Raw genomic sequence first — 16,810 nt, forward strand, 5'->3', positions numbered from 1 at the left:
CTCCTGAGGGTGCCTCGGGAGTGCTGAGTATGGTGGAAGTCTTAGACGAATTGAAAGCGAAGTTGGTCGAGATCGACGGCAAGATGGAAGAGCTGCGGCGCGAGATTGTCGTCCTCGAAGCTCAGAAATCCGCATTCGAGACGGTGATCAGAGTGTATGACCCCGGTTTCGAGCTGGCTGCGCCACCTTCGAAGGCAAGCCGCGCGTCGTCGAGGGAAACAGCAAGCAGTCGCGTCACCGAACTTCTCAAGGGCAGGAATAACCGCCATATCGTACTCGACACCCTTCGCCGCGCAGAGCCCCCGACGACGACAGCGGAGATTGCCGACAAGTTCGCAAACGAGAGCGATCTCGGGAGCGAGGCGTCACGATTGGAGTCCGCCCTCACCAGTCGGTTCTCCGCAACGCTGAATGGTTTAGTGAAGCAGGGACTGGTGCGACAGGCTGGCACCGCACACGGTCGTCGCCACCTCTGGGAAATCAGCCGTTAGTCCGGCGGCTCGCCTTGCAGCCAGACCTGGTCGACGATGTTCTGAGCGGCGCACTGCCAGTAGCCGCAGAGGTTGCGCGATGTCAGCCTGCTGGCGATGGTTCGGAGGAGATCGGCGAATTGCCAGCGCAAGCCCATGTAGCGCGTGTCCTCCTTCCATGACAGCATCGCCATGTACCAGTCGAGGTACTTCGTCGAGAAGCGGTGGTTGATGCCTTTGCAGGCCTTCTCGACACGGCTGAAGAAGCTCTCGATCACGTTCGAATTCGTGCCGTCGTCCTCCTGGTATTGCATGCTGTGGTTCACGCGGGTCAACTGAACAAGGCCGATAAGATCGTCGTACGCCTTATGCTCGTCGGCGATCAGGAGCGCCTTCGGATCGACATGTTTGGCCACGGCCGCCCAGGCATCCTTGCCGTTCTCGTCCATGATCACACGCGTCAGCGTCCGGTTCGGAGCGTGTCGATTCGCCTCTCTTAACGCGAGGACGCACATCCGTTTGCCGTTCTGGTTCTCCTTCTTGCGACCGTCCTTGCGCTCCTCCTTCTTGTTCGCCTTGCGAAGGACGCCGCCGACGTACTTCCCGTCGATCTGCACCGTGCCCTGGAGTCTGATCGCGTCGCGGCGGAGGCCGACGGCCTCGCGAAGCTTCTGCAGCAGGACATAGGCGGTCTTGTACTGGACATTGAGCTTGAGACTCAGATGGAGCGCCGCCATGCCCTTGGCGGTCGTGACCTCCTCCCAGATCGCCATGATGATCTTCTTGAACGAGAGCTTCCGGTTGGCGAACACGGCTCCGGACGTCACCGAGAACTCGGCGCGGCACTCCGGCTCGGAGCACCGAAAGCGGCGACGTCGGACGCTGTACGGCTCCAGACAGCCGCAGCGCGGGCAAAACGGATTGCCCCCGTTGTCGACCCAGCGGAAATCAACGAACAGACCGTAGGCATCGTCCTCGGTTAGCGACCAGACCCTCTCCGGGTCGAGATCGCGGCCACAAGGGCGGAGCAGCGGATGCTGCCCGAAGCCCTCTTTCGGGTCAGGCCAGGCGCAACGGTCGTATTTCGAACCTCCGGTCTCCTGCCGAGAAGGGGTCGTAGGAGTTCGGCCTCAGGATGGGAATTCGCTTCTGGAGCATGTTCAGGCTTCCCTTTGATACGCGAGACATAAGCGGACCGCTCCGTCGTAAGGACGGAGGCAGAAGGTCAGCGCTCTATTCGTATCGATCTGAACACGAGAGGACCGATACCAGGGATATCATTCGGAGTCGATTCGAATTGCTTTTACGCGTGACAGTCCAGTTAAAAATATCCATGAAGCTTGCGAGGGCACCTTGCTTCATTCAAAGAATGTGCTATTTAAGTAGCACAAACTGGAGTTCATCAGATGAGTAACACAGCAAAGATTCGCCGTCAGGGCGGCGCGACCGTATTTAGCATTCCTCCCGCGCTTTTGAAGATGCTCGGCGTCGAAGTCGGCACAGAGTTGACCTTGGTTGTCAATAATGGGTCTCTTGTGGCGACCCCGAAGCAGGGAAAGAAAAGATATACGCTGGCTGAGCTGCTCGAAGGAGCAGATGAAATGGCTGCGCTCAATAAAGAAGCGGCCTCCTGGAATGTTAGCAAGCCTGTTGGTAACGAAGTGTTCTGATGGTCCGAAGCAACATTCCAAAGCGTGGCGACGTCTTTCTCATCGATCTTAATCCCGTTGTAGGCAATGAAATGAGGGATGATCATCGCTGTGTCGTGATCACCCCTCGTGAAATCAATATGGTCGGCATGTGCCTTACAGTTCCCATTACGACGGGCGGTGCGTTCACCCGCAAAGCCGGTCTTGCGGTCAATATCTCAGGCCACAAAACGACCGGTGTGGCTCTCTGCAATCAGGTAAGAGCACTCGACATCCTGGAACGGGTGAAGCAAAAGACTGCCAAACATGTCGACACGCTGGATGCCTCCACCATCGACGAAATTGTCGCCAGAGTGGTCAGCATGATCGACCCTGCTTAGTCGGCCAACACACCGGCCGAGAACCATCACCTTAAATTTGCCTATTCCACCCCAAGGGGCCATGAGCCTTTAATCCGGTTTGTGGCAACTGCTCCATAATGCCGGAAATTTGAGCCAGACGTAAGCTGATGGTGCCTCAGACTAAGGCTCCGCTGTACAGTTTGAGATCACCCGAATCGAAGCATGGTTGCTTTCATCCGGCCGCCACAGCGACGAGCAGTATGCCGCTACGGGCGGCTCCCCCCATCTGTGGGTCATTCTCGACTACCGGCGCAGTTTCAGCGCATCATAGATGCGGTGCAGGCGCTTCCTGATCCATGACCCCGTGTTCGAGTGCAAGTTTCGATACTCACGCGGCGGGTTCAAGGCTGGCCGCAAACAGGGTGATCTTTCGAACCTTGATAGAAACGACGTCGCCGATTCCGACACAACAGAGGACGGACAAAGTTGTCTCCGCTATTGTCGTCACGTGGGGCGTCTATCGATCAGAGCTTCGCCGCACCAGAAAATCATCTCGGATGCCTTTCAAATACCCACGCTGAAGCGGAGGATGAGATCTCGAGCTGATCAGGTTCGACATTCGCATAGCTGCGGCGGGTTCCGCAAACCGCTCCGCTGTCGGCAAAAATCTCGTCGATCCCGCTGCCATGAAACAGCCGAAAGTCCTTCCCGTTGCCAAGCGTCGCCATGTATTGGATTGAGCCATCGTCCTGGGCTAGCCGGATGGAAAGGACACCGTCGGCGATGCTTGCCTCGAAGGCAAGCTCGCCACCTTGCGTGGCGACAATCTTGCTACCCTGCAGCGGGCCAGAAAGCCGGATTTCGATAGGGGCGTCCGGCAGCGAATATTGACCACTTTGGGCCTCGCCGACTGGGAATGGAAGGACCGGTCGGAGCGGAGAAGAACTACGTTTTTGCCGTTGCAACGGAGATGCTACGGGAAACCGATCGACCGACCGCAATCATGAGCGGCAATGACGAAATGACGATCCAAATATACATTGCGGCAATGGCATTGGGCCTTCGCATTCCTGAGGATGTCAGTATCGTCGGCTTTGACGATTTCCGGACGTTTTCCCACGCGCTGAAGCGGGAACTTACCACTGTGGCCTTGCCTTATTACGATCTGGGCTTAGAAGGGGCGGAATGTTGAATAGCGTGGTTGCGGGAAACAAGGCTCGTCCGAGCAGACGCCTTGTGCCCTGTAAATTGCTCAAGCGAACGTCGGTGAAAGCTTTGTAGGCGACGACCGGAAACACGCAGGTCGCTTGGGGCACAAATCAGGGCTGAGAAACGATCTATAAGTAGATGAACTTGTTTTGATTAATGCTAGAGCCCGAAGTTCATCGCTAAGCCCAATCAATATGACCGCTATACCCGCCGATCTTGTGGCCGAGGAACCTGATCAAGTTCTAGTTTGGGTCTCCCTGTAGAGGCATTCGACCCTATTGAGCGACAGCGGTCTTCAACAACACCGCTGTCACCAGGGATATTCGCTTTCCTACACGGTATTCGACAAAGATCAGCGGGTGACGCATGCGGCGATCACCGAGATGGGATGTTTCGGAAGTTTGCCGCGTTATGCCTTTGCAAAGCAGTCTGTATTAGCGACGGCTTAAGGAATGAGGCCCGCACAGCGGGCAGTATTCAGGACGTGGTTTTCCATTTCCTGCCGGGCGCGGATGGGGTCGTTGTCTCGCAGTGCCGTTATTATCCGTCGATGTTCGGCAATCGAGGCCTTCATACGTGCGGGCTCGGTGATCGGAATAGGCTGTCGCTGCGTCTCGGTTAATTGTTCTCGGACCACTTGGTAAAGCGCGCGCATCATGGCGTTGCTGCAGGCGGACGCGATGATGGCATGGAATTCGAGATCGGCCTCGACATTCGCGAGGAGGTCTTGTTTCGCCCAGCAATCCTCCATCTGCTTAGTCGCCGCTTCCATCGCCTGCAGCTGGTTGCCCGTGAGACGGCCGGCAGCCAGCGCGGCGATATTGCCTTCGAGCATGATGCGCGTCTGGAAGACATCGAAAACCGAGTAGCTGTCTGAGTAGCGCCATGGCGCCATGCCGCTGTTTGCAGCGCCGCCGCGCTCGGCGACGAAGGTTCCCCGGCCGGCTTCCGTCTTGATGAGGCCAAGCGTCTCCAGCGTGAGCAGCGCCTCGCGCAGCGACGCACGGCTGATGCCGAGCTTGGTGGAAAACTCGCGTTGAGACGGGATCTTCTGGCCGGCGGCGAGCTCCCCGCTCTGGATCATGTCCTGGATCAGGCGTGCCGCCGATTGCGGTACCAATGTCCTGTTGAGCATTCTTTCCATTCTCTCGGCATGTCGGGTAAGGGCACCCGGATTGTCCCGGCATTTTAATCCATCAGTCGCTTGCAAATGACAATAGACCGTGCTTGATTTGGCCTGACTGGTCAGACCGGTTAGACCAATAGCAAGAATGCGTAGCATAAAACAAGGGGAACCTAAATGCGTCGTTTTTCGATTTTGAAAACTGTAATGCTCTCCGGCGTCCTGGCACTTGCAGGAGCCGCCGCCCATGCCGCCGATCTCTCTGTCGGCGCCAATATCGGTAACGTTCCGTGGGAGTTTCAGGATGAGTCCGGCAAGACGGTCGGGTTCGAGGTCGATCTTGTCACCGAGATTGCAAAGCGCCTCAACAAGTCGGTCGAGTTCGTCAACATCCCGTTCAACGGGCTGTTCTCGGCCGTTCAGTCGGGCCGCATCAACATGGCGGTATCGTCGATCACCATCACCGAGAAGCGCCTGGAGTCGGTCACCTTTGCCCAGCCTTATTATGATAGTGACCAGTCGCTGACGGTTATGGCCGCGAGCGGCATCAAGGACCTGAAGGGAATGAGCGGGAAGGTCGTCGGCGTCGATACGGGCTCGACGGGTGACATGTGGGCAACCAACAACACCGCCAAATACAGCCTCGGCGAAATCCGACGCTTCGAAGGCCTGCAGCCGGCTATGCTCGATCTCGCCGCTGGCCGTATCGACGGCTACGTCAGCGACATCCCGGCGCTCCAGTATTACGTCAAGGACAAGCCGGAGATCAAAGTCGTCGAGCGCATTCCGACCGGCGAGAAGTATTCGATCATGTTCAACAAGGGTGATCCGCTGGCCAAGGAGGTCAACGATGTGGTCACGACGCTGAAGGGCGAAGGCTTCATTGCCAAGCTGCATGAAACCTGGTTCGGCGCCAAGGCCGAAGACACGACCTCGACCGTGAAGGTCGCGGATATGCCTGCGGCAAAATAAGGCCGGATGGTCAAGGATACGGATGACGGGTTTGCCCGTCATCCGCCCCGAAACGACTGATCGGTTTCTCAATGGATATTTTCACGACCTTCTTCAATCTTGCGGTGCTGGAGCGCTCTTTTCCGCTTCTGCTCTCGGGCCTGTGGATCACGCTCGAGCTTGGCGTGGTCAGCATTATCGGCGGCCTTATCGGCGGCCTGACCCTCGCTTTGCTTCGCCTCTACGGGCATCCGGTGATCCAGGCGCTTGCCAAGATCTATATCGACATCTTCCGCTCGATCCCGCTGCTCGTTCTCTTGATCGTCATCTACTATGCCCTGCCATTCGTCGGCATCCGGCTCTCGCCGTTCGTCTCGGCGGTCAGTGCCCTGACGCTGGTCTCGACGGCTTATACGGCCGAGATCTTCCGCGCCGGTATCGAGGCGATCCCACGCGGGCAATTCGAGGCATCGGAAGCGCTTGGCCTTTCCTACCGACATATGATGGCCGAGATCATCTTGCCGCAGGCGATCAAGATCGTCATTCCGCCGCTCACCAACAACTGTATCAATGTCATGAAGGACACAGCACTCGCCTCCGTGGTGGCGATGCCCGATCTACTCAAGCAGGCGACCCAGGCCCAGGCTCTGGCGGCGAACCCGTCGCCGCTGATCGGCGCCGCCGTCATCTATATTGCCTTCCTCTGGCCGATGGTCACCGTCGTTGCCAACCTCGAAAAACGCTTCAGTGCAGGGAGGCGCAGATGAAAACCATCGTCGATATCCAGAAGCTCGACAAATCCTATGGCGACTTCCAGGTGCTGCACGGCATCGACCTGTCGATTGCCGAAGGCGAGGTGGTCTGTGTCATCGGTCCTTCGGGTTCGGGCAAATCCACCCTGATCCGCTGCATCAATCACCTCGAGAGCTTCTCCAGTGAAAGCCGGATCGAGGTCGATGGCATTAAGGTTGAGCGTGGCAGGAACCTGGCACAAGTGCGGGCAGAGGTCGGCATGGTGTTCCAGTCGTTCAATCTGTTCCCGCATCTGAGCGTACTCAAGAACATCATGATCGCGCCGATGCGTGTGCGCGGCACGCCGCCCGAGGCGGCGGCGCGCAAGGCGAGGGAACTGCTCGCCCGCGTGGGCATCACCGAACAGGCGGACAAATATCCGGAGCAGCTGTCCGGCGGCCAGCAGCAGCGCGTAGCGATTGCCCGGGCGCTCGCGATGGAGCCGCGCGTGCTGCTCTTCGATGAGCCGACGTCGGCACTCGACCCGGAAATGGTCGGCGAAGTTCTTGACGTCATGCGCAAGCTTGCCGGCACCGGCGTTACAATGATCGTCGTCACGCATGAGATGGGCTTTGCCCGCCAGGTCGCCGACCGCGTGATCTTCATGGATGGCGGCCGCATCGTCGAGGCCGGTACGCCGGCCGAAATCTTCGACAGTCCGCGCGAGGAACGCACCAGAAGTTTCCTGCGCGCCGTTCTCAATCACTGACAAGAAAAGACAAGGTTCCGGAGGAACAACATGGAAGCGCAACCCCAACTCGACATCGATTTCGTCCGGAGCCAGTTTCCCGGCCTCGATCATGGCTGGGTGTTTTTCGACAATGCCGGCGGCTCTCAGATCCTGAAGCGTGCTGTCGAGCGGATGAACACGTTTCTCTACAACAAGAACGTTCAGATCGGCGGCAGCTATGATGTCTCGCAGCAGGCCGCCAAGGCTCTGATGGATAGCCGCATCGCCGCCATGCACCTCGTCAATGCCTCGCGCCCCGAAGAGATCGTCTTCGGCAGTTCGACGACCGTGCTTCTGCAGAACCTGGCGCGCTCGATGCGCAGCCAGCTGTCGGCAGGAGACGAGATCATCGTTACGATTTCCGACCACGAGTCGAATATCGGCCCCTGGGACGGCCTGCGGGATATGGGCGTCGTCATCAAGTTCTGGCCGCTCGATACGACGACCTACGAGCTCGATATCGCCGATCTGAAGTCGCTGCTGACGGAGAAGACGAAGCTCGTCTGCGTCACGCATGTTTCGAACATTCTGGGCGCCATCAACCCGATCGCCGAAATCGCCGAGGTCGTTCACGCCCATGGGGCTCGCATTTGCGTCGATGCAGTCGCCTATGCTCCGCACCGCGCCGTCGATGTTCAGGCCATGGACGTGGACTACTACGTCTTCAGCTTCTACAAGACCTATGGCCCGCATTACGCGATGATGTACGGAAAATACGAGCATCTCCTGGAGCTCGATCCGCTTTACCACTTCTTCTATGGCCGTGATAAGGTTCCGGGCAAGCTGGAGCCGGGCAATCCGAATTATGAGCTTGCCTACGCGGTGACCGGGATCGTCGACTATCTTTGTGAGCTCGGCACGAAAGCCGGTTCAGAGGGATCGCCGCGCGCGCTGATCCTTGCCGCCTTCGAAGCGATCACCGTCCAGGAGAACGCGTTGACGGAGCGTTTGCTGTCTTACCTGCGTAGCCGTAATGACTGCCGCATCATCGGCGAGACAGCCAATCGCAACGGCAGGCGCATTCCCACCATAAGCTTTGTCTTCGAAGGCAGGAATTCGGAAGATATCTGCAAGGCGATGGACGCCTACAAGATCGCGATCCGCTTCGGCGACTTTCATGCGCGCCGCCTCGGCGACCATGTCGGCCTGCCGCAATATAACGGTGCCGTGCGCGTCTCCATGGTTCACTACAACACCATCGGTGAGATCGACAGGCTGATCGCCGCGCTCGATGACATACTCGCCGACCAGAAGAGGGGCGCTGCCTGAATGCATTTCGACACGATCATCAAGAACGGGACAGTCGTCACTGCCAGCGATACGTTTCAAAGCGATGTCGGGATTCGCGAGGGGAAAATTGCGGCGCTTGCAGCGTCTCTTGATGGCGCGGACGAAATCATTGACGCCTCAGGCCTCTATGTGATGCCGGGCGGGATCGACAGCCATGTCCATCTCGCACAGCCATCCGGTGACGGCATCGTTATGGCCGACGACTTTGCAAGCGGCACCCTCTCGGCGGCGTTCGGCGGCAATACGACGGTTCTGACCTTCTGCATGCAGGAGAAGGGCACGACGCTGCGTGAATCGCTGAAGGCCTACCATGCGAAGGCCGAGGGCGAGTGCTATATCGACGTCTCGTTTCATCTGGTCGTGACCGATCCGACATCCTACGTGCTCGGTCAGGAACTGCCGGCGCTCGTCGAAGATGGATACACATCGATCAAGGTCTTCATGACCTATGAAAACCTTCGTCTACGGGACGACCAGATCCTCGCCACGCTGGACAGCGCCAGGCAATCTGGTGCGCTCGTCATGGTTCACTGCGAGAACGAAGATGCGATCCAATATCTCATCGGAAAGCACGAACAGAATGGCGAGCTCGCTCCGAAATTCCATGCGGTGAGCCGGCCGGCCGCCGCGGAGCGGGAGGCGACGCATCGCGCCCTTTCGCTCGCCGAAATCGTCGGCAGCCCGATCGTAATCGTTCACGTCTCGAACCGTCAGGCGATGGAAGAAATCGAGCGGGCCCGCAAGCGGGGCAGCAGGGTGGCTGGCGAGACCTGCCCGCAATATCTGCTTCTGACCGCCGATGATCTCGATGCCGCCGAACTCGAAGGCGCGAAATTTGTCTGCTCGCCGCCACCGCGCGACAAGGAAAGTCAGGAAGCCTGCTGGGAAGGTCTGCAGAACGGCACATTCGAGCTCTTCTCCTCCGACCATTGCCCATTCCGCTATGACGATGACAGCGGCAAGCTGAACGAGAAAGGCAAGCGGCATTTCCGCTGGATCCCGAACGGCATCCCAGGCGTCGAAACGCGGCTTCCCATCCTGTTTTCCGAAGGCGTCAGCAAAGGCCGTATCGACATCAACCGCTTCGTCGCCCTGTCATCAACGAACCATGCCAAGCAATACGGCCTCTACCCGCAAAAGGGCACAATCGCGATTGGCTCCGACGCCGATATCGCGCTCTGGGATCCCCAGAAACAGGTGACGATAACCAATGATATTCTGCACCACGGGGCCGACTATACGCCTTACCAAAGCCTGGAAGTTGTGGGATGGCCAGTTCTGACTATGCTCCGCGGCAGGTCGATCATCCGCGAAGGCGCGGTGCAGGGCACCTTAGGGCAGGGCCAGTATCTGCGAAGAATTCGGAATGATCAATTCTAGCGGCAGATTTGCAGGTTTCGCCCGACCCGTCGCGGTTTCGACCTGACCGTTCCGAGTATGCGACTATCTGGACCTCATTGTCGAACAAGGGTCGCGCCGCGTCGCGTGTCCGCTGCCTGCCGTGTAATCAACGGCAATTTGTGTCGGCTTCGTAGGAGCTCGTCTTATGGCCGCGGTGCCGGAGCAGTATGGGCTTTTTCACTTGCCGGAACCGCTTCGTGCAATGAAGAAGCAGGTATTTGGGATCCGTTTTGCGAGAAATCGCAAAGACCTTGACGGGTTGACGACAACTGCATTGGGACCTTCTCAAGGCGGCCTGACGACGGGGATCCACGCGGAGGAGGGATATCCTCCAGCTAGGAGGAACAATGGAAACTCATTTCGGTTCTAAGTTGATGCCGAATGTCGATGTATGGTCCGGCCAGTTAGCAATAGCACGGGAAATTGCCACGGCTTTTTTGGCGCTTTTTACGACACAGGCTTCTGCGGCGGATTTGGAGCGCGGCGCGAGGCTGTTCAGAGCCTGCGCAAACTGCCACGTCGTCGACAACGAGCGCAGTACGTTCGGTCCATCGCTCAAGGGCGTCGTCGGCAGAAAGGCAGGCGGTCTCGAAGGGTACAACTATTCCCCGGCGATGCGGAAGGTGGGAGAGGACGGCTTGATCTGGACGGTGGACGACCTCTCTGAATTCCTTTCAAAGCCGACCAGGAAGGTGCCCGGCACCACGATGCGGTTCTCAGGCCTTTGGGGTTTCGAAATCGTTGACCTGGTTGGCTACCTCGAGGCAAATCGATAAGCGGCGGCCTTAAAGCCAGAGTGAATGTCCCGAGTTTCGACTGAGGTTGCCGTGTTTATGTCCCAGAGTGGCTTTGTAAGGAAGAACGCCTCAACGAACGTCTAACCAGCAGACCGACGAAATTTCAGCGGTGTTGATTTCTACGAAACCAAACTCTCGCTCCGATCGTATTGTCAATGAACGCCAGCCTTTTGGAGCAACATGAGCCCGCGCCTTCTCACTTCAATGATAGCCTCCATCATGTTCGCCATGTCGGCCGCCTGCGCGCCGACCTTTGCAATATCGGACCAAGCTCGGTCTCTACGCATCGATGTTGGCGGGCTCAAACTCAACAGTATCCTCCTCCAACCAGGCCCGAAGGCTGATCTCCCGCCGATCGTATTCATTCACGGAGCCAGCACGAGCCTTTACGATCCGATGTTATCTTTCCGCCGCAAGCTGGAGGGGCGCGCGAAGCTTTTATTCCTGGATCGGCCGGGCCATGGAAACTCTGACGCAGGTGCGGCGGCAAACATCCTGCCCGACGCACAGGCGGACGCGATTGCAACTCTTATGGAAAGGCGGGGTATCCGCAGAGCAATTATCGTCGGTCATTCGTTAGGCGGCTCGATCGCTGCCGCACTCGCTGTTCGACATCCAGACAGGGTAGCGGGTTTGGTCTTCCTCTCTCCCGCAGCCTATCCTTGGAAGGGTGGCGTCGCATGGTATTATGGTGCTGCCGCCGCGCCGATCACAGGAACACTATTCAGCGGGATTATCGTGCCGCCTCTCGGATTGGTTGCTATCGATCGTGCGGCTCGCGAGGTGTTTTCGCCGAACCAGCCGCCTGCGAACTATGCCCACGAGACGAGAGCGCTGCACGCTCTGCGCCCAGCTGCCTTCCGCCATAATGCCAGAGAGGTCTCCTCCCTAAGCGAATGGGCCAAGACAGCAAGCCTGGAGTACCGCACGATTAAGGCCCCAACGCTTATCATCACCGGTGACGCCGACAGAATTGTCTCGCCTGATGTGCATGCCCGGCACCTTGCCAGCGATATCAAGGACTCCAAACTAATCGTTGTTCACAATCTCGGACATAAATCAGACTACGTGGCGAGTGACCTTGCGATTGCGGCTATCGAAACGGTCGCCGGTCGCAAACCACATTTGATCGCTATTGCAAGGTCGGTGGAACGACGGATAGCCGCCGATGGCAAGGACTGACGTGTGGCGCGGACGCTCGCGACTCGGTCTGGCCCTGCTCTATAGCCTCGCAGGTGTCCTTCATATCGCCATTCCCAACCCTTTTTTAAGCATTACGCCATCTTGGGTGCCGGACCCCCCTCACGTGATCTTGATGACAGGGCTGTGCGAGATCGCCGGGGCCATCGGGCTGCTCATCCCGACAGTCAGGCGATATGCTGGGATGGGACTAGCGTTATACGCGGTCACAGTGTTTCCAGCAAATCTCAAGCATGCGCTCGACAGTCTTGGAGGGTCAGGTGTTTCCCCTTGGCAATGGCTGTATCACCTGGTTCGTCTGCCCCTGCAACCGGTTCTAGTCTGGCTTGCTCTATTTGCAAGCGAGGCGGCGATGTGGCCATTTGCAGATAGGCGGGGAGGGCGCTCGGCTGAGTGAAGGACGTAGCCACATGGATTAATCAGGTCACGCGATCCACATCCAATCTCGGAAAAATGTGTCTTCCTCACTTTGTGTGGTGATGACTATTGCTGAGCGGTAGCATGCGCGCTCTGAGTCGCTCCGCGACCGCTCTACCGTAAATCGACGTTTTATCGTCTTCAGGCGGTTGATCTAGCCTTCCACTTGGCCGTTGCTCCAGGGGAGTTCAACGGCGTTGCGGACGGCGCCGAATTCCCGGTGCAAAACGCGCGCGAACCTGATGATCGGAGCGAGGTCTGAGTTGACGGCAACGTCGATCCAGATGTCGAGCTTGTTTCACCGCGTCGGAGAATGCCGCGAAATCGCATGGCAAGGCTGCGCATCAGGCCAAACTCAAGTGATCCCTGCTTAAGGACGTCTACCTTGCTCGCTTGCTTGATCGTCAGCATCCTTCGCGGCTTCATGCAAGGGCAGCTGCAACCACCGGCGAGATCACATGACCGGTTTCCGGATCGCGTATCGAGACTGCATTGCGGCCCGGTTGATCGGGTGTAATGGGAGCCGGCAAAGCGATGTCCTTAACTGATCTCTCTGCGCTGCGCCAGCTTGCGAGAAGTTGCTCGAGGTTCGAGAAACTACCGGTGTAACCGCGCTGTTTGATATCGTGAGACAATGCCGCCCGCAGCGATTGCCATTTTCTCAGCACTCAGCGAGAAACGCCTCGGAGCATAAAGTTGATGTTGACTTCAACGCCGACCTTCGCCGGTCGGGTGGCGTCTCGAAGGTCAGCCATTTTGCAATGCTGCGCCGGCCGTAGCCGGTGCGCTGTGCCATCTCTGAACAGGACAGACCCTTCTTGCGCAGGGCGCGCGCGGTCTCGAACACTATCTGCCGTGATGTCGATGAGCGTGACGCACCCGGCGCCGATACGTTGCATCAACCTGTGGATCCTCCTGAATTAGATCGACTTGTACGCTCCGGATTATCTTATCCCGCAGCACGCGGAATCCCGCTAAATTGCCGTAGGATCGTGTCGTCGCTGAAAGGCATGCCGAGCCTTCGCATCAAGCGCTCGCCAGGACGGCCGCCTGCACTATGAGCCAGCAGCCGACAATATCCTAGACCCTCCTCGTCCGGCGCGCATAAGGGGAGCAATCGTCGGCAGCCGGTCGGTGAACGTTTGTCGTTGACAGTTCTGATTTGCGCACCGCCATCGGCTCAACCCAAGCTTTACCGTTACGGTCCTGCCTTGGACCGGCAGATCTTGAAGGCTTCGGTTGCACCAGCCATGCCGATTTCGAGTCCGCCAGCCGCAATCAGGGCATATACCGAACTCTGGTCCGGCAGCGGAGACAATCCAACCGTCATCAGCAGTAAGCGCGACACCCAGGACTTTTGCTCCTGGGCCGGGCGACCATTTCGATTTCGTTTGCATGCCCGCCCATAGCGGCGCGATGGTAGCAGTGAGTGAACCACACAAAGCGAGGAAGACCCCGATTAAATGCCAAGCGACATCGTGTTTCTACAGTCGTTGCGCTTTTAGTAAGAATGGGAGATCAAGCCGACATGAGGTTTCTCGTCCACGCGATTTGCGCGGATTTTTTGGAGTCAGAACATGCATGCACTTGTTTTTGATCGATTTGGCGAGCCGGAAGTCCTTGAATGGCGGGTGGTGCCTGATCCCGTCCCCGCATCCGGCTCGGCGTTGGTCCAGATTTCCGTCGCAGGCTTGAACTACGCCGACGTCTACAGACGCCGCGGCGATTACCACATGGACGCGACACCGCCATGGATATTGGGCTACGAAGGCGCCGGCGTGATCGTGGCTCTCGGTGGGAGTAATATGTCTGGCTTCAAAGTCGGGGACCGCGTCGGATTCGCGGACAGCCCGCGCGCTAATGCCGAATTGGCGGTCGTTGCCACGTCAAAGTTGATCGCGCTTCCAGACGAAATCTCTTTCGAGACCGCTGCCGCTGTGCTCCTGCAAGGCTTGACGGCACAGTACCTGACATCTGACAGCTACACGATACGAAGAGGCGACGTCGCACTGGTGCACGCAGCCGCAGGTGGCGTCGGGCTCCTGCTCACGCAGATGCTTGCGGCTAGGGGCGCCGAGGTTGTCGCTTTGGCCTCGACCGTGGAAAAGCGGGAAGCCGCAATTCGCGTGGGGGCCAGGCTGGGGCTCTCGTACGAAGAGGATTGGAACTCGCCACTCGAGTCCAGCTTCGGGAGACTGGCCGACGTGGTTTTCGAATCCGTCGGGTCAACGCTCGAGCGGAGCATGGGTGCTCTTCGTACCGGTGGAACCGTCGTCTTTTATGGCTTCGCGGGCGGAAACCCTCGTTCCATAAATCCGCGACAGCTTATGGACAGGTCGCTGACGATCACAGGCGGGGATCTATGGAATGTGCTGACTGGACCGAAGGAGCGACGTCGCAGAGCTGACGAGCTGTTCCAAGCGATACTTTCAGGAGCGCTGAAGGTCGAAATCGCGGAGAGGGTCCCAATGAGCGAAGGCGCGCGCGCTCATCGGTTGATCGAGAGCAGGGGCACGATTGGCAAGATCTTGCTCACAGTCTGATCTCGTGCAGCGTCGTTGTTGCGCGCTGTAGCGTGGTTGATGCTGCTTACGAGCACCTATCGAGCCTCGTCGGGCCGGCTCGGGTTTGGGCAGCGCTTTTATCATTTTCTGACAAACGGGCCGAGGTGCGTGTGCTGAAATGCGTCCGTGTACTTGAGCCCGTATCCGACAGCCCGGTCGAAGCCTATGTGAGCAATCCAAATTATGCCCATCGCGATGCCGAATTCAATATCTGAGAAGAGCGATGCTGCGATAATGAGGCATGGCGTAACGTAGCTGTGCCCGATATTATAGATAAGAGCGCCCAAACGAGAATTTAGCAGATAACCGACCATGAAGATGTCGGGCGCGAAGAATAGAGCAGCGAATACAATCCACGAAAAACCCGAGTGCCAGTAGTAAGATGTTGCACATGCCAGCACGGCGAGACCCTCGAGCCTCAGAAATATGTGCGGTATGCCGACGACGACTCCGTCATCAGTTGAATTGTTGATGTGTCTCTGCCAGGCGCCGTTCATGTTTGCCTCCAAGTTGACAAACGCGGTTTAGTGCATCGTTCGCTCGCAGAACATTGACTAATATTGGTCAGCCGCTCATACATTTTTGATGAGCAGTCGTCCGTCGTGGGATCGCCTTGAAGTCCTGTCGGCCGTGTTGGAGACGGGGAGCTTCTCCGGAGCGGCAAGGAGGCTGAGGCTTGCGCAGCCGACGGTGCGACGCCAGATCGAAATCCTTGAAGTTGAGCTGGGCGCAAAGCTTTTCACGAGGACAACAGCAGGGATGCAGCCGACCGACGCGGCACTGAACGCCAAACGCTACGCTGAGGACATGGCACGGTCTGCCGAGGCGCTGGCAAGATCGGCCTCCGGTGGTGATCGCGAGTTTATCGGAACCGTGCGCATTTCGTGCAGTGAAGTCGTTGGCGTGGAACGGCTCCCGCAGCACCTGGCCGACCTAGCTGCGAGCCACCCACGTTTGCAGTTTGAATGTAAGCGCGAATTTCGGTGCGCCTTTTGAGGCGCAGCGCTCTGAGGCATGAAGTGTCCACCAAAAAATAGGTGGACACCAAATCATGGATGAAGATGCTCCTAAACTGCAGGTGCGGCTTGTTGGTCGCGACGGCCGCCGTCGATATGACCCTGCCTCCCGAGATCAGCTTGTCGCAGCGTGTTTAGAGCCCGGCGTTTCGGTCTCGCGTCTAGCTCTGGAGCACGGCGTCAACGCCAATCTCGTTCGCAAGTGGGTGAGGAGAGCCAGAGAAGATCGTGCTTTGCCTGTGGTCTCGGCGTTCGTTCCGGTTCAGATTGCTGCGGATATGCACTCGTCTTCTGCCAGCGGTCCACTGACGAAGGCGGAGCCGGTCGGCAAACGATCTCATGCATCCAAGGTGAGCGCGGTGCTGCCGAACGGGGTCAGCCTGACGGTGGAATGCAGCGATGTTGATGGACTAGCGGCGATCATAGGAGCGCTGAGTCATGTTCAGACTTGGCGCTGATCTCCAGGTTTACCTGCATCGGGAACCGATCGACTTCCGCGCTGGCATCAACAGCCTTGCGGTTCTGGTGCAAGAGGTGATGGAGCTTGATCCCTTTGCTCCCGCGGTCTTTGCCTTTTGCAATCGCCGTCACGACCGGATGAAGCTTCTGTTTTTTGATCGGTCCGGTTTTGTGATGGTGCTGAAGAAATTGACGGAAGACAGGTTCCGTTGGCCCCGCCGGGAGGTGCCGGTCGTTGTGCTGACGACAGAACAGCTTCACTGGATTCTCGACGGCATCGATATCGATGCGATGATCCGCCATCCCGTGCGGCAATATCAGATCGCCGGCTGAGGATGGCGAATTGAGCTGTTGACGCAAAGGGGCGGTTCAGATTCAAGAATCTGATGACTCGAACCGGC

General features: G+C 57.9%; 18 protein-coding genes and 4 pseudogenes. 16 read left to right on the forward strand and 6 right to left on the reverse strand.

Going from position 1 to position 16,810, the window contains the following annotated elements:
• The first annotated feature begins 29 nt into the window (after positions 1 to 29).
• A complete protein-coding gene (locus tag FHT76_RS38665) occupies positions 30 to 491 on the forward strand; it encodes a hypothetical protein (RefSeq protein ID WP_259186714.1) in 462 nt (153 codons plus the stop codon).
• On the opposite strand, the gene FHT76_RS38670 is transcribed toward FHT76_RS38665, so the two are convergent.
• On the reverse strand, positions 488 to 1,297 hold the full coding sequence (locus tag FHT76_RS38670; RefSeq protein WP_259186716.1) for an IS1595 family transposase: 810 nt from the start codon (positions 1,295 to 1,297) through the stop codon (positions 488 to 490). The two genes, FHT76_RS38665 and FHT76_RS38670, sit on opposite strands and share 4 nt — an antisense overlap.
• Before the next feature lie 69 nt (positions 1,298 to 1,366).
• Positions 1,367 to 1,501, reverse strand: a pseudogene (locus tag FHT76_RS41570) (IS1595 family transposase); the annotation flags it as partial.
• Positions 1,502 to 1,876: 375 nt separating this feature from the next.
• Between FHT76_RS41570 and FHT76_RS38675 the strand changes: the two are divergent.
• Positions 1,877 to 2,140: an AbrB/MazE/SpoVT family DNA-binding domain-containing protein gene (locus FHT76_RS38675; RefSeq protein WP_183759232.1), complete on the forward strand. Its 264-nt coding sequence runs from the start codon at positions 1,877 to 1,879 to the stop codon at positions 2,138 to 2,140.
• The gene (locus FHT76_RS38680; protein WP_259186718.1) at positions 2,140 to 2,499 is read left to right on the forward strand and encodes a type II toxin-antitoxin system PemK/MazF family toxin; all 360 of its coding nucleotides are present in this window, start codon (positions 2,140 to 2,142) and stop codon (positions 2,497 to 2,499) included. The genes FHT76_RS38675 and FHT76_RS38680 overlap by 1 nt, the downstream gene beginning before the upstream one ends.
• Positions 2,500 to 3,008: 509 nt before the next feature.
• On the opposite strand, the pseudogene FHT76_RS38685 reads toward FHT76_RS38680, so the two are convergent.
• Positions 3,009 to 3,374, reverse strand: a pseudogene (locus tag FHT76_RS38685) (glycoside hydrolase family 32 protein); the annotation flags it as partial.
• On the opposite strand from FHT76_RS38685, the pseudogene FHT76_RS38690 reads away from it, so the two are divergent.
• Positions 3,368 to 3,741 (forward strand): annotated as a pseudogene (locus FHT76_RS38690) (substrate-binding domain-containing protein); the annotation flags it as partial. The pseudogenes FHT76_RS38685 and FHT76_RS38690 overlap by 7 nt on opposite strands.
• Positions 3,742 to 4,114: 373 nt before the next feature.
• Here FHT76_RS38690 and FHT76_RS38695 read toward each other — a convergent pair.
• Entirely contained in the window at positions 4,115 to 4,804 is a 690-nt protein-coding gene (locus FHT76_RS38695; RefSeq protein ID WP_259132038.1) for a FadR/GntR family transcriptional regulator, read from the reverse strand.
• Positions 4,805 to 4,969: 165 nt separating this feature from the next.
• Here FHT76_RS38695 and FHT76_RS38700 point away from each other — a divergent pair, with 165 nt between their 5' ends.
• The 8 genes from FHT76_RS38700 (at position 4,970) to FHT76_RS38735 (ending at position 12,350) form a co-directional block, all read left to right on the forward strand.
• Positions 4,970 to 5,764 (forward strand): transporter substrate-binding domain-containing protein, encoded by a 795-nt coding sequence (locus FHT76_RS38700; RefSeq protein WP_259132040.1) that lies wholly within the window; start codon positions 4,970 to 4,972, stop codon positions 5,762 to 5,764.
• 71 nt (positions 5,765 to 5,835) lie between these two features.
• On the forward strand, positions 5,836 to 6,510 hold the full coding sequence (locus FHT76_RS38705; RefSeq protein WP_259132041.1) for an amino acid ABC transporter permease: 675 nt from the start codon (positions 5,836 to 5,838) through the stop codon (positions 6,508 to 6,510).
• Entirely contained in the window at positions 6,507 to 7,244 is a 738-nt protein-coding gene (locus tag FHT76_RS38710) for an amino acid ABC transporter ATP-binding protein (RefSeq protein WP_310503165.1), read from the forward strand. Before FHT76_RS38705 ends, FHT76_RS38710 begins: the two co-directional genes overlap by 4 nt.
• 30 nt (positions 7,245 to 7,274) lie before the next feature.
• Positions 7,275 to 8,534 (forward strand): cysteine desulfurase-like protein, encoded by a 1,260-nt coding sequence (locus tag FHT76_RS38715; RefSeq protein WP_259132043.1) that lies wholly within the window; start codon positions 7,275 to 7,277, stop codon positions 8,532 to 8,534.
• Positions 8,535 to 9,935, forward strand: a complete 1,401-nt coding sequence (gene hydA / locus FHT76_RS38720; protein ID WP_259132045.1) for a dihydropyrimidinase — start codon at positions 8,535 to 8,537, stop codon at positions 9,933 to 9,935.
• A gap of 368 nt (positions 9,936 to 10,303) precedes the next feature.
• Complete coding sequence (locus tag FHT76_RS38725) at positions 10,304 to 10,732, forward strand: c-type cytochrome (RefSeq protein ID WP_259186719.1); 429 nt, start codon at positions 10,304 to 10,306, stop codon at positions 10,730 to 10,732.
• A gap of 201 nt (positions 10,733 to 10,933) precedes the next feature.
• Complete coding sequence (locus FHT76_RS38730) at positions 10,934 to 11,935, forward strand: alpha/beta fold hydrolase (RefSeq protein WP_405049536.1); 1,002 nt, start codon at positions 10,934 to 10,936, stop codon at positions 11,933 to 11,935.
• Complete coding sequence (locus FHT76_RS38735) at positions 11,922 to 12,350, forward strand: DoxX family protein (RefSeq protein WP_259132048.1); 429 nt, start codon at positions 11,922 to 11,924, stop codon at positions 12,348 to 12,350. Before FHT76_RS38730 ends, FHT76_RS38735 begins: the two co-directional genes overlap by 14 nt.
• A 67-nt stretch (positions 12,351 to 12,417) precedes the next feature.
• On the opposite strand, the pseudogene FHT76_RS38740 reads toward FHT76_RS38735, so the two are convergent.
• Positions 12,418 to 13,689: pseudogene (locus FHT76_RS38740) on the reverse strand (transposase).
• Positions 13,690 to 13,947: 258 nt separating this feature from the next.
• Here FHT76_RS38740 and FHT76_RS38745 point away from each other — a divergent pair.
• On the forward strand, positions 13,948 to 14,913 hold the full coding sequence (locus FHT76_RS38745; protein ID WP_259132049.1) for a quinone oxidoreductase: 966 nt from the start codon (positions 13,948 to 13,950) through the stop codon (positions 14,911 to 14,913).
• A 101-nt stretch (positions 14,914 to 15,014) separates the two neighbouring features.
• Here the strand turns inward: FHT76_RS38745 and FHT76_RS38750 are convergent, their stop codons facing one another.
• The gene (locus tag FHT76_RS38750; RefSeq protein ID WP_259132051.1) at positions 15,015 to 15,431 is read right to left on the reverse strand and encodes a DUF4260 domain-containing protein; all 417 of its coding nucleotides are present in this window, start codon (positions 15,429 to 15,431) and stop codon (positions 15,015 to 15,017) included.
• An 88-nt stretch (positions 15,432 to 15,519) separates the two neighbouring features.
• Here FHT76_RS38750 and FHT76_RS38755 point away from each other — a divergent pair, with 88 nt between their 5' ends.
• The 3 genes from FHT76_RS38755 to tnpB are packed head-to-tail and all read left to right on the forward strand — an operon-like array spanning position 15,520 to position 16,742.
• Entirely contained in the window at positions 15,520 to 15,930 is a 411-nt protein-coding gene (locus FHT76_RS38755; protein WP_259186721.1) for a LysR family transcriptional regulator, read from the forward strand.
• 55 nt (positions 15,931 to 15,985) lie between these two features.
• On the forward strand, positions 15,986 to 16,408 hold the full coding sequence (gene tnpA / locus FHT76_RS38760; RefSeq protein ID WP_259130081.1) for an IS66-like element accessory protein TnpA: 423 nt from the start codon (positions 15,986 to 15,988) through the stop codon (positions 16,406 to 16,408).
• Positions 16,389 to 16,742 carry an IS66 family insertion sequence element accessory protein TnpB gene (tnpB, locus tag FHT76_RS38765; RefSeq protein ID WP_183865205.1) on the forward strand — a complete coding sequence of 118 codons (354 nt, stop codon included), beginning with the start codon at positions 16,389 to 16,391 and terminating at the stop codon, positions 16,740 to 16,742. Before tnpA ends, tnpB begins: the two co-directional genes overlap by 20 nt.
• Positions 16,743 to 16,810 lie beyond the last annotated feature (68 nt).

It is taken from the genome of Rhizobium sp. BK176, from assembly GCF_024808055.1.

Excerpts from the sequence above, each read along its gene's own strand:
- FHT76_RS38665 (WP_259186714.1), top strand. The coding sequence starts at position 30 with ATGGTGGAAGTCTTAGACGAATTGAAAGCGAAGTTGGTCGAGATCGAC.
- FHT76_RS38675 (WP_183759232.1), top strand. The coding sequence starts at position 1,877 with ATGAGTAACACAGCAAAGATTCGCCGTCAGGGCGGCGCGACCGTATTT.
- FHT76_RS38680 (WP_259186718.1), top strand. The coding sequence starts at position 2,140 with ATGGTCCGAAGCAACATTCCAAAGCGTGGCGACGTCTTTCTCATCGAT.
- FHT76_RS38695 (WP_259132038.1), bottom strand. The coding sequence starts at position 4,804 with ATGCTCAACAGGACATTGGTACCGCAATCGGCGGCACGCCTGATCCAG.
- FHT76_RS38700 (WP_259132040.1), top strand. The coding sequence starts at position 4,970 with ATGCGTCGTTTTTCGATTTTGAAAACTGTAATGCTCTCCGGCGTCCTG.
- FHT76_RS38705 (WP_259132041.1), top strand. The coding sequence starts at position 5,836 with ATGGATATTTTCACGACCTTCTTCAATCTTGCGGTGCTGGAGCGCTCT.
- FHT76_RS38710 (WP_310503165.1), top strand. The coding sequence starts at position 6,507 with ATGAAAACCATCGTCGATATCCAGAAGCTCGACAAATCCTATGGCGAC.
- FHT76_RS38715 (WP_259132043.1), top strand. The coding sequence starts at position 7,275 with ATGGAAGCGCAACCCCAACTCGACATCGATTTCGTCCGGAGCCAGTTT.
- hydA (WP_259132045.1), top strand. The coding sequence starts at position 8,535 with ATGCATTTCGACACGATCATCAAGAACGGGACAGTCGTCACTGCCAGC.
- FHT76_RS38725 (WP_259186719.1), top strand. The coding sequence starts at position 10,304 with ATGGAAACTCATTTCGGTTCTAAGTTGATGCCGAATGTCGATGTATGG.
- FHT76_RS38730 (WP_405049536.1), top strand. The coding sequence starts at position 10,934 with ATGAGCCCGCGCCTTCTCACTTCAATGATAGCCTCCATCATGTTCGCC.
- FHT76_RS38735 (WP_259132048.1), top strand. The coding sequence starts at position 11,922 with ATGGCAAGGACTGACGTGTGGCGCGGACGCTCGCGACTCGGTCTGGCC.
- FHT76_RS38745 (WP_259132049.1), top strand. The coding sequence starts at position 13,948 with ATGCATGCACTTGTTTTTGATCGATTTGGCGAGCCGGAAGTCCTTGAA.
- FHT76_RS38750 (WP_259132051.1), bottom strand. The coding sequence starts at position 15,431 with ATGAACGGCGCCTGGCAGAGACACATCAACAATTCAACTGATGACGGA.
- FHT76_RS38755 (WP_259186721.1), top strand. The coding sequence starts at position 15,520 with ATGAGCAGTCGTCCGTCGTGGGATCGCCTTGAAGTCCTGTCGGCCGTG.
- tnpA (WP_259130081.1), top strand. The coding sequence starts at position 15,986 with ATGGATGAAGATGCTCCTAAACTGCAGGTGCGGCTTGTTGGTCGCGAC.
- tnpB (WP_183865205.1), top strand. The coding sequence starts at position 16,389 with ATGTTCAGACTTGGCGCTGATCTCCAGGTTTACCTGCATCGGGAACCG.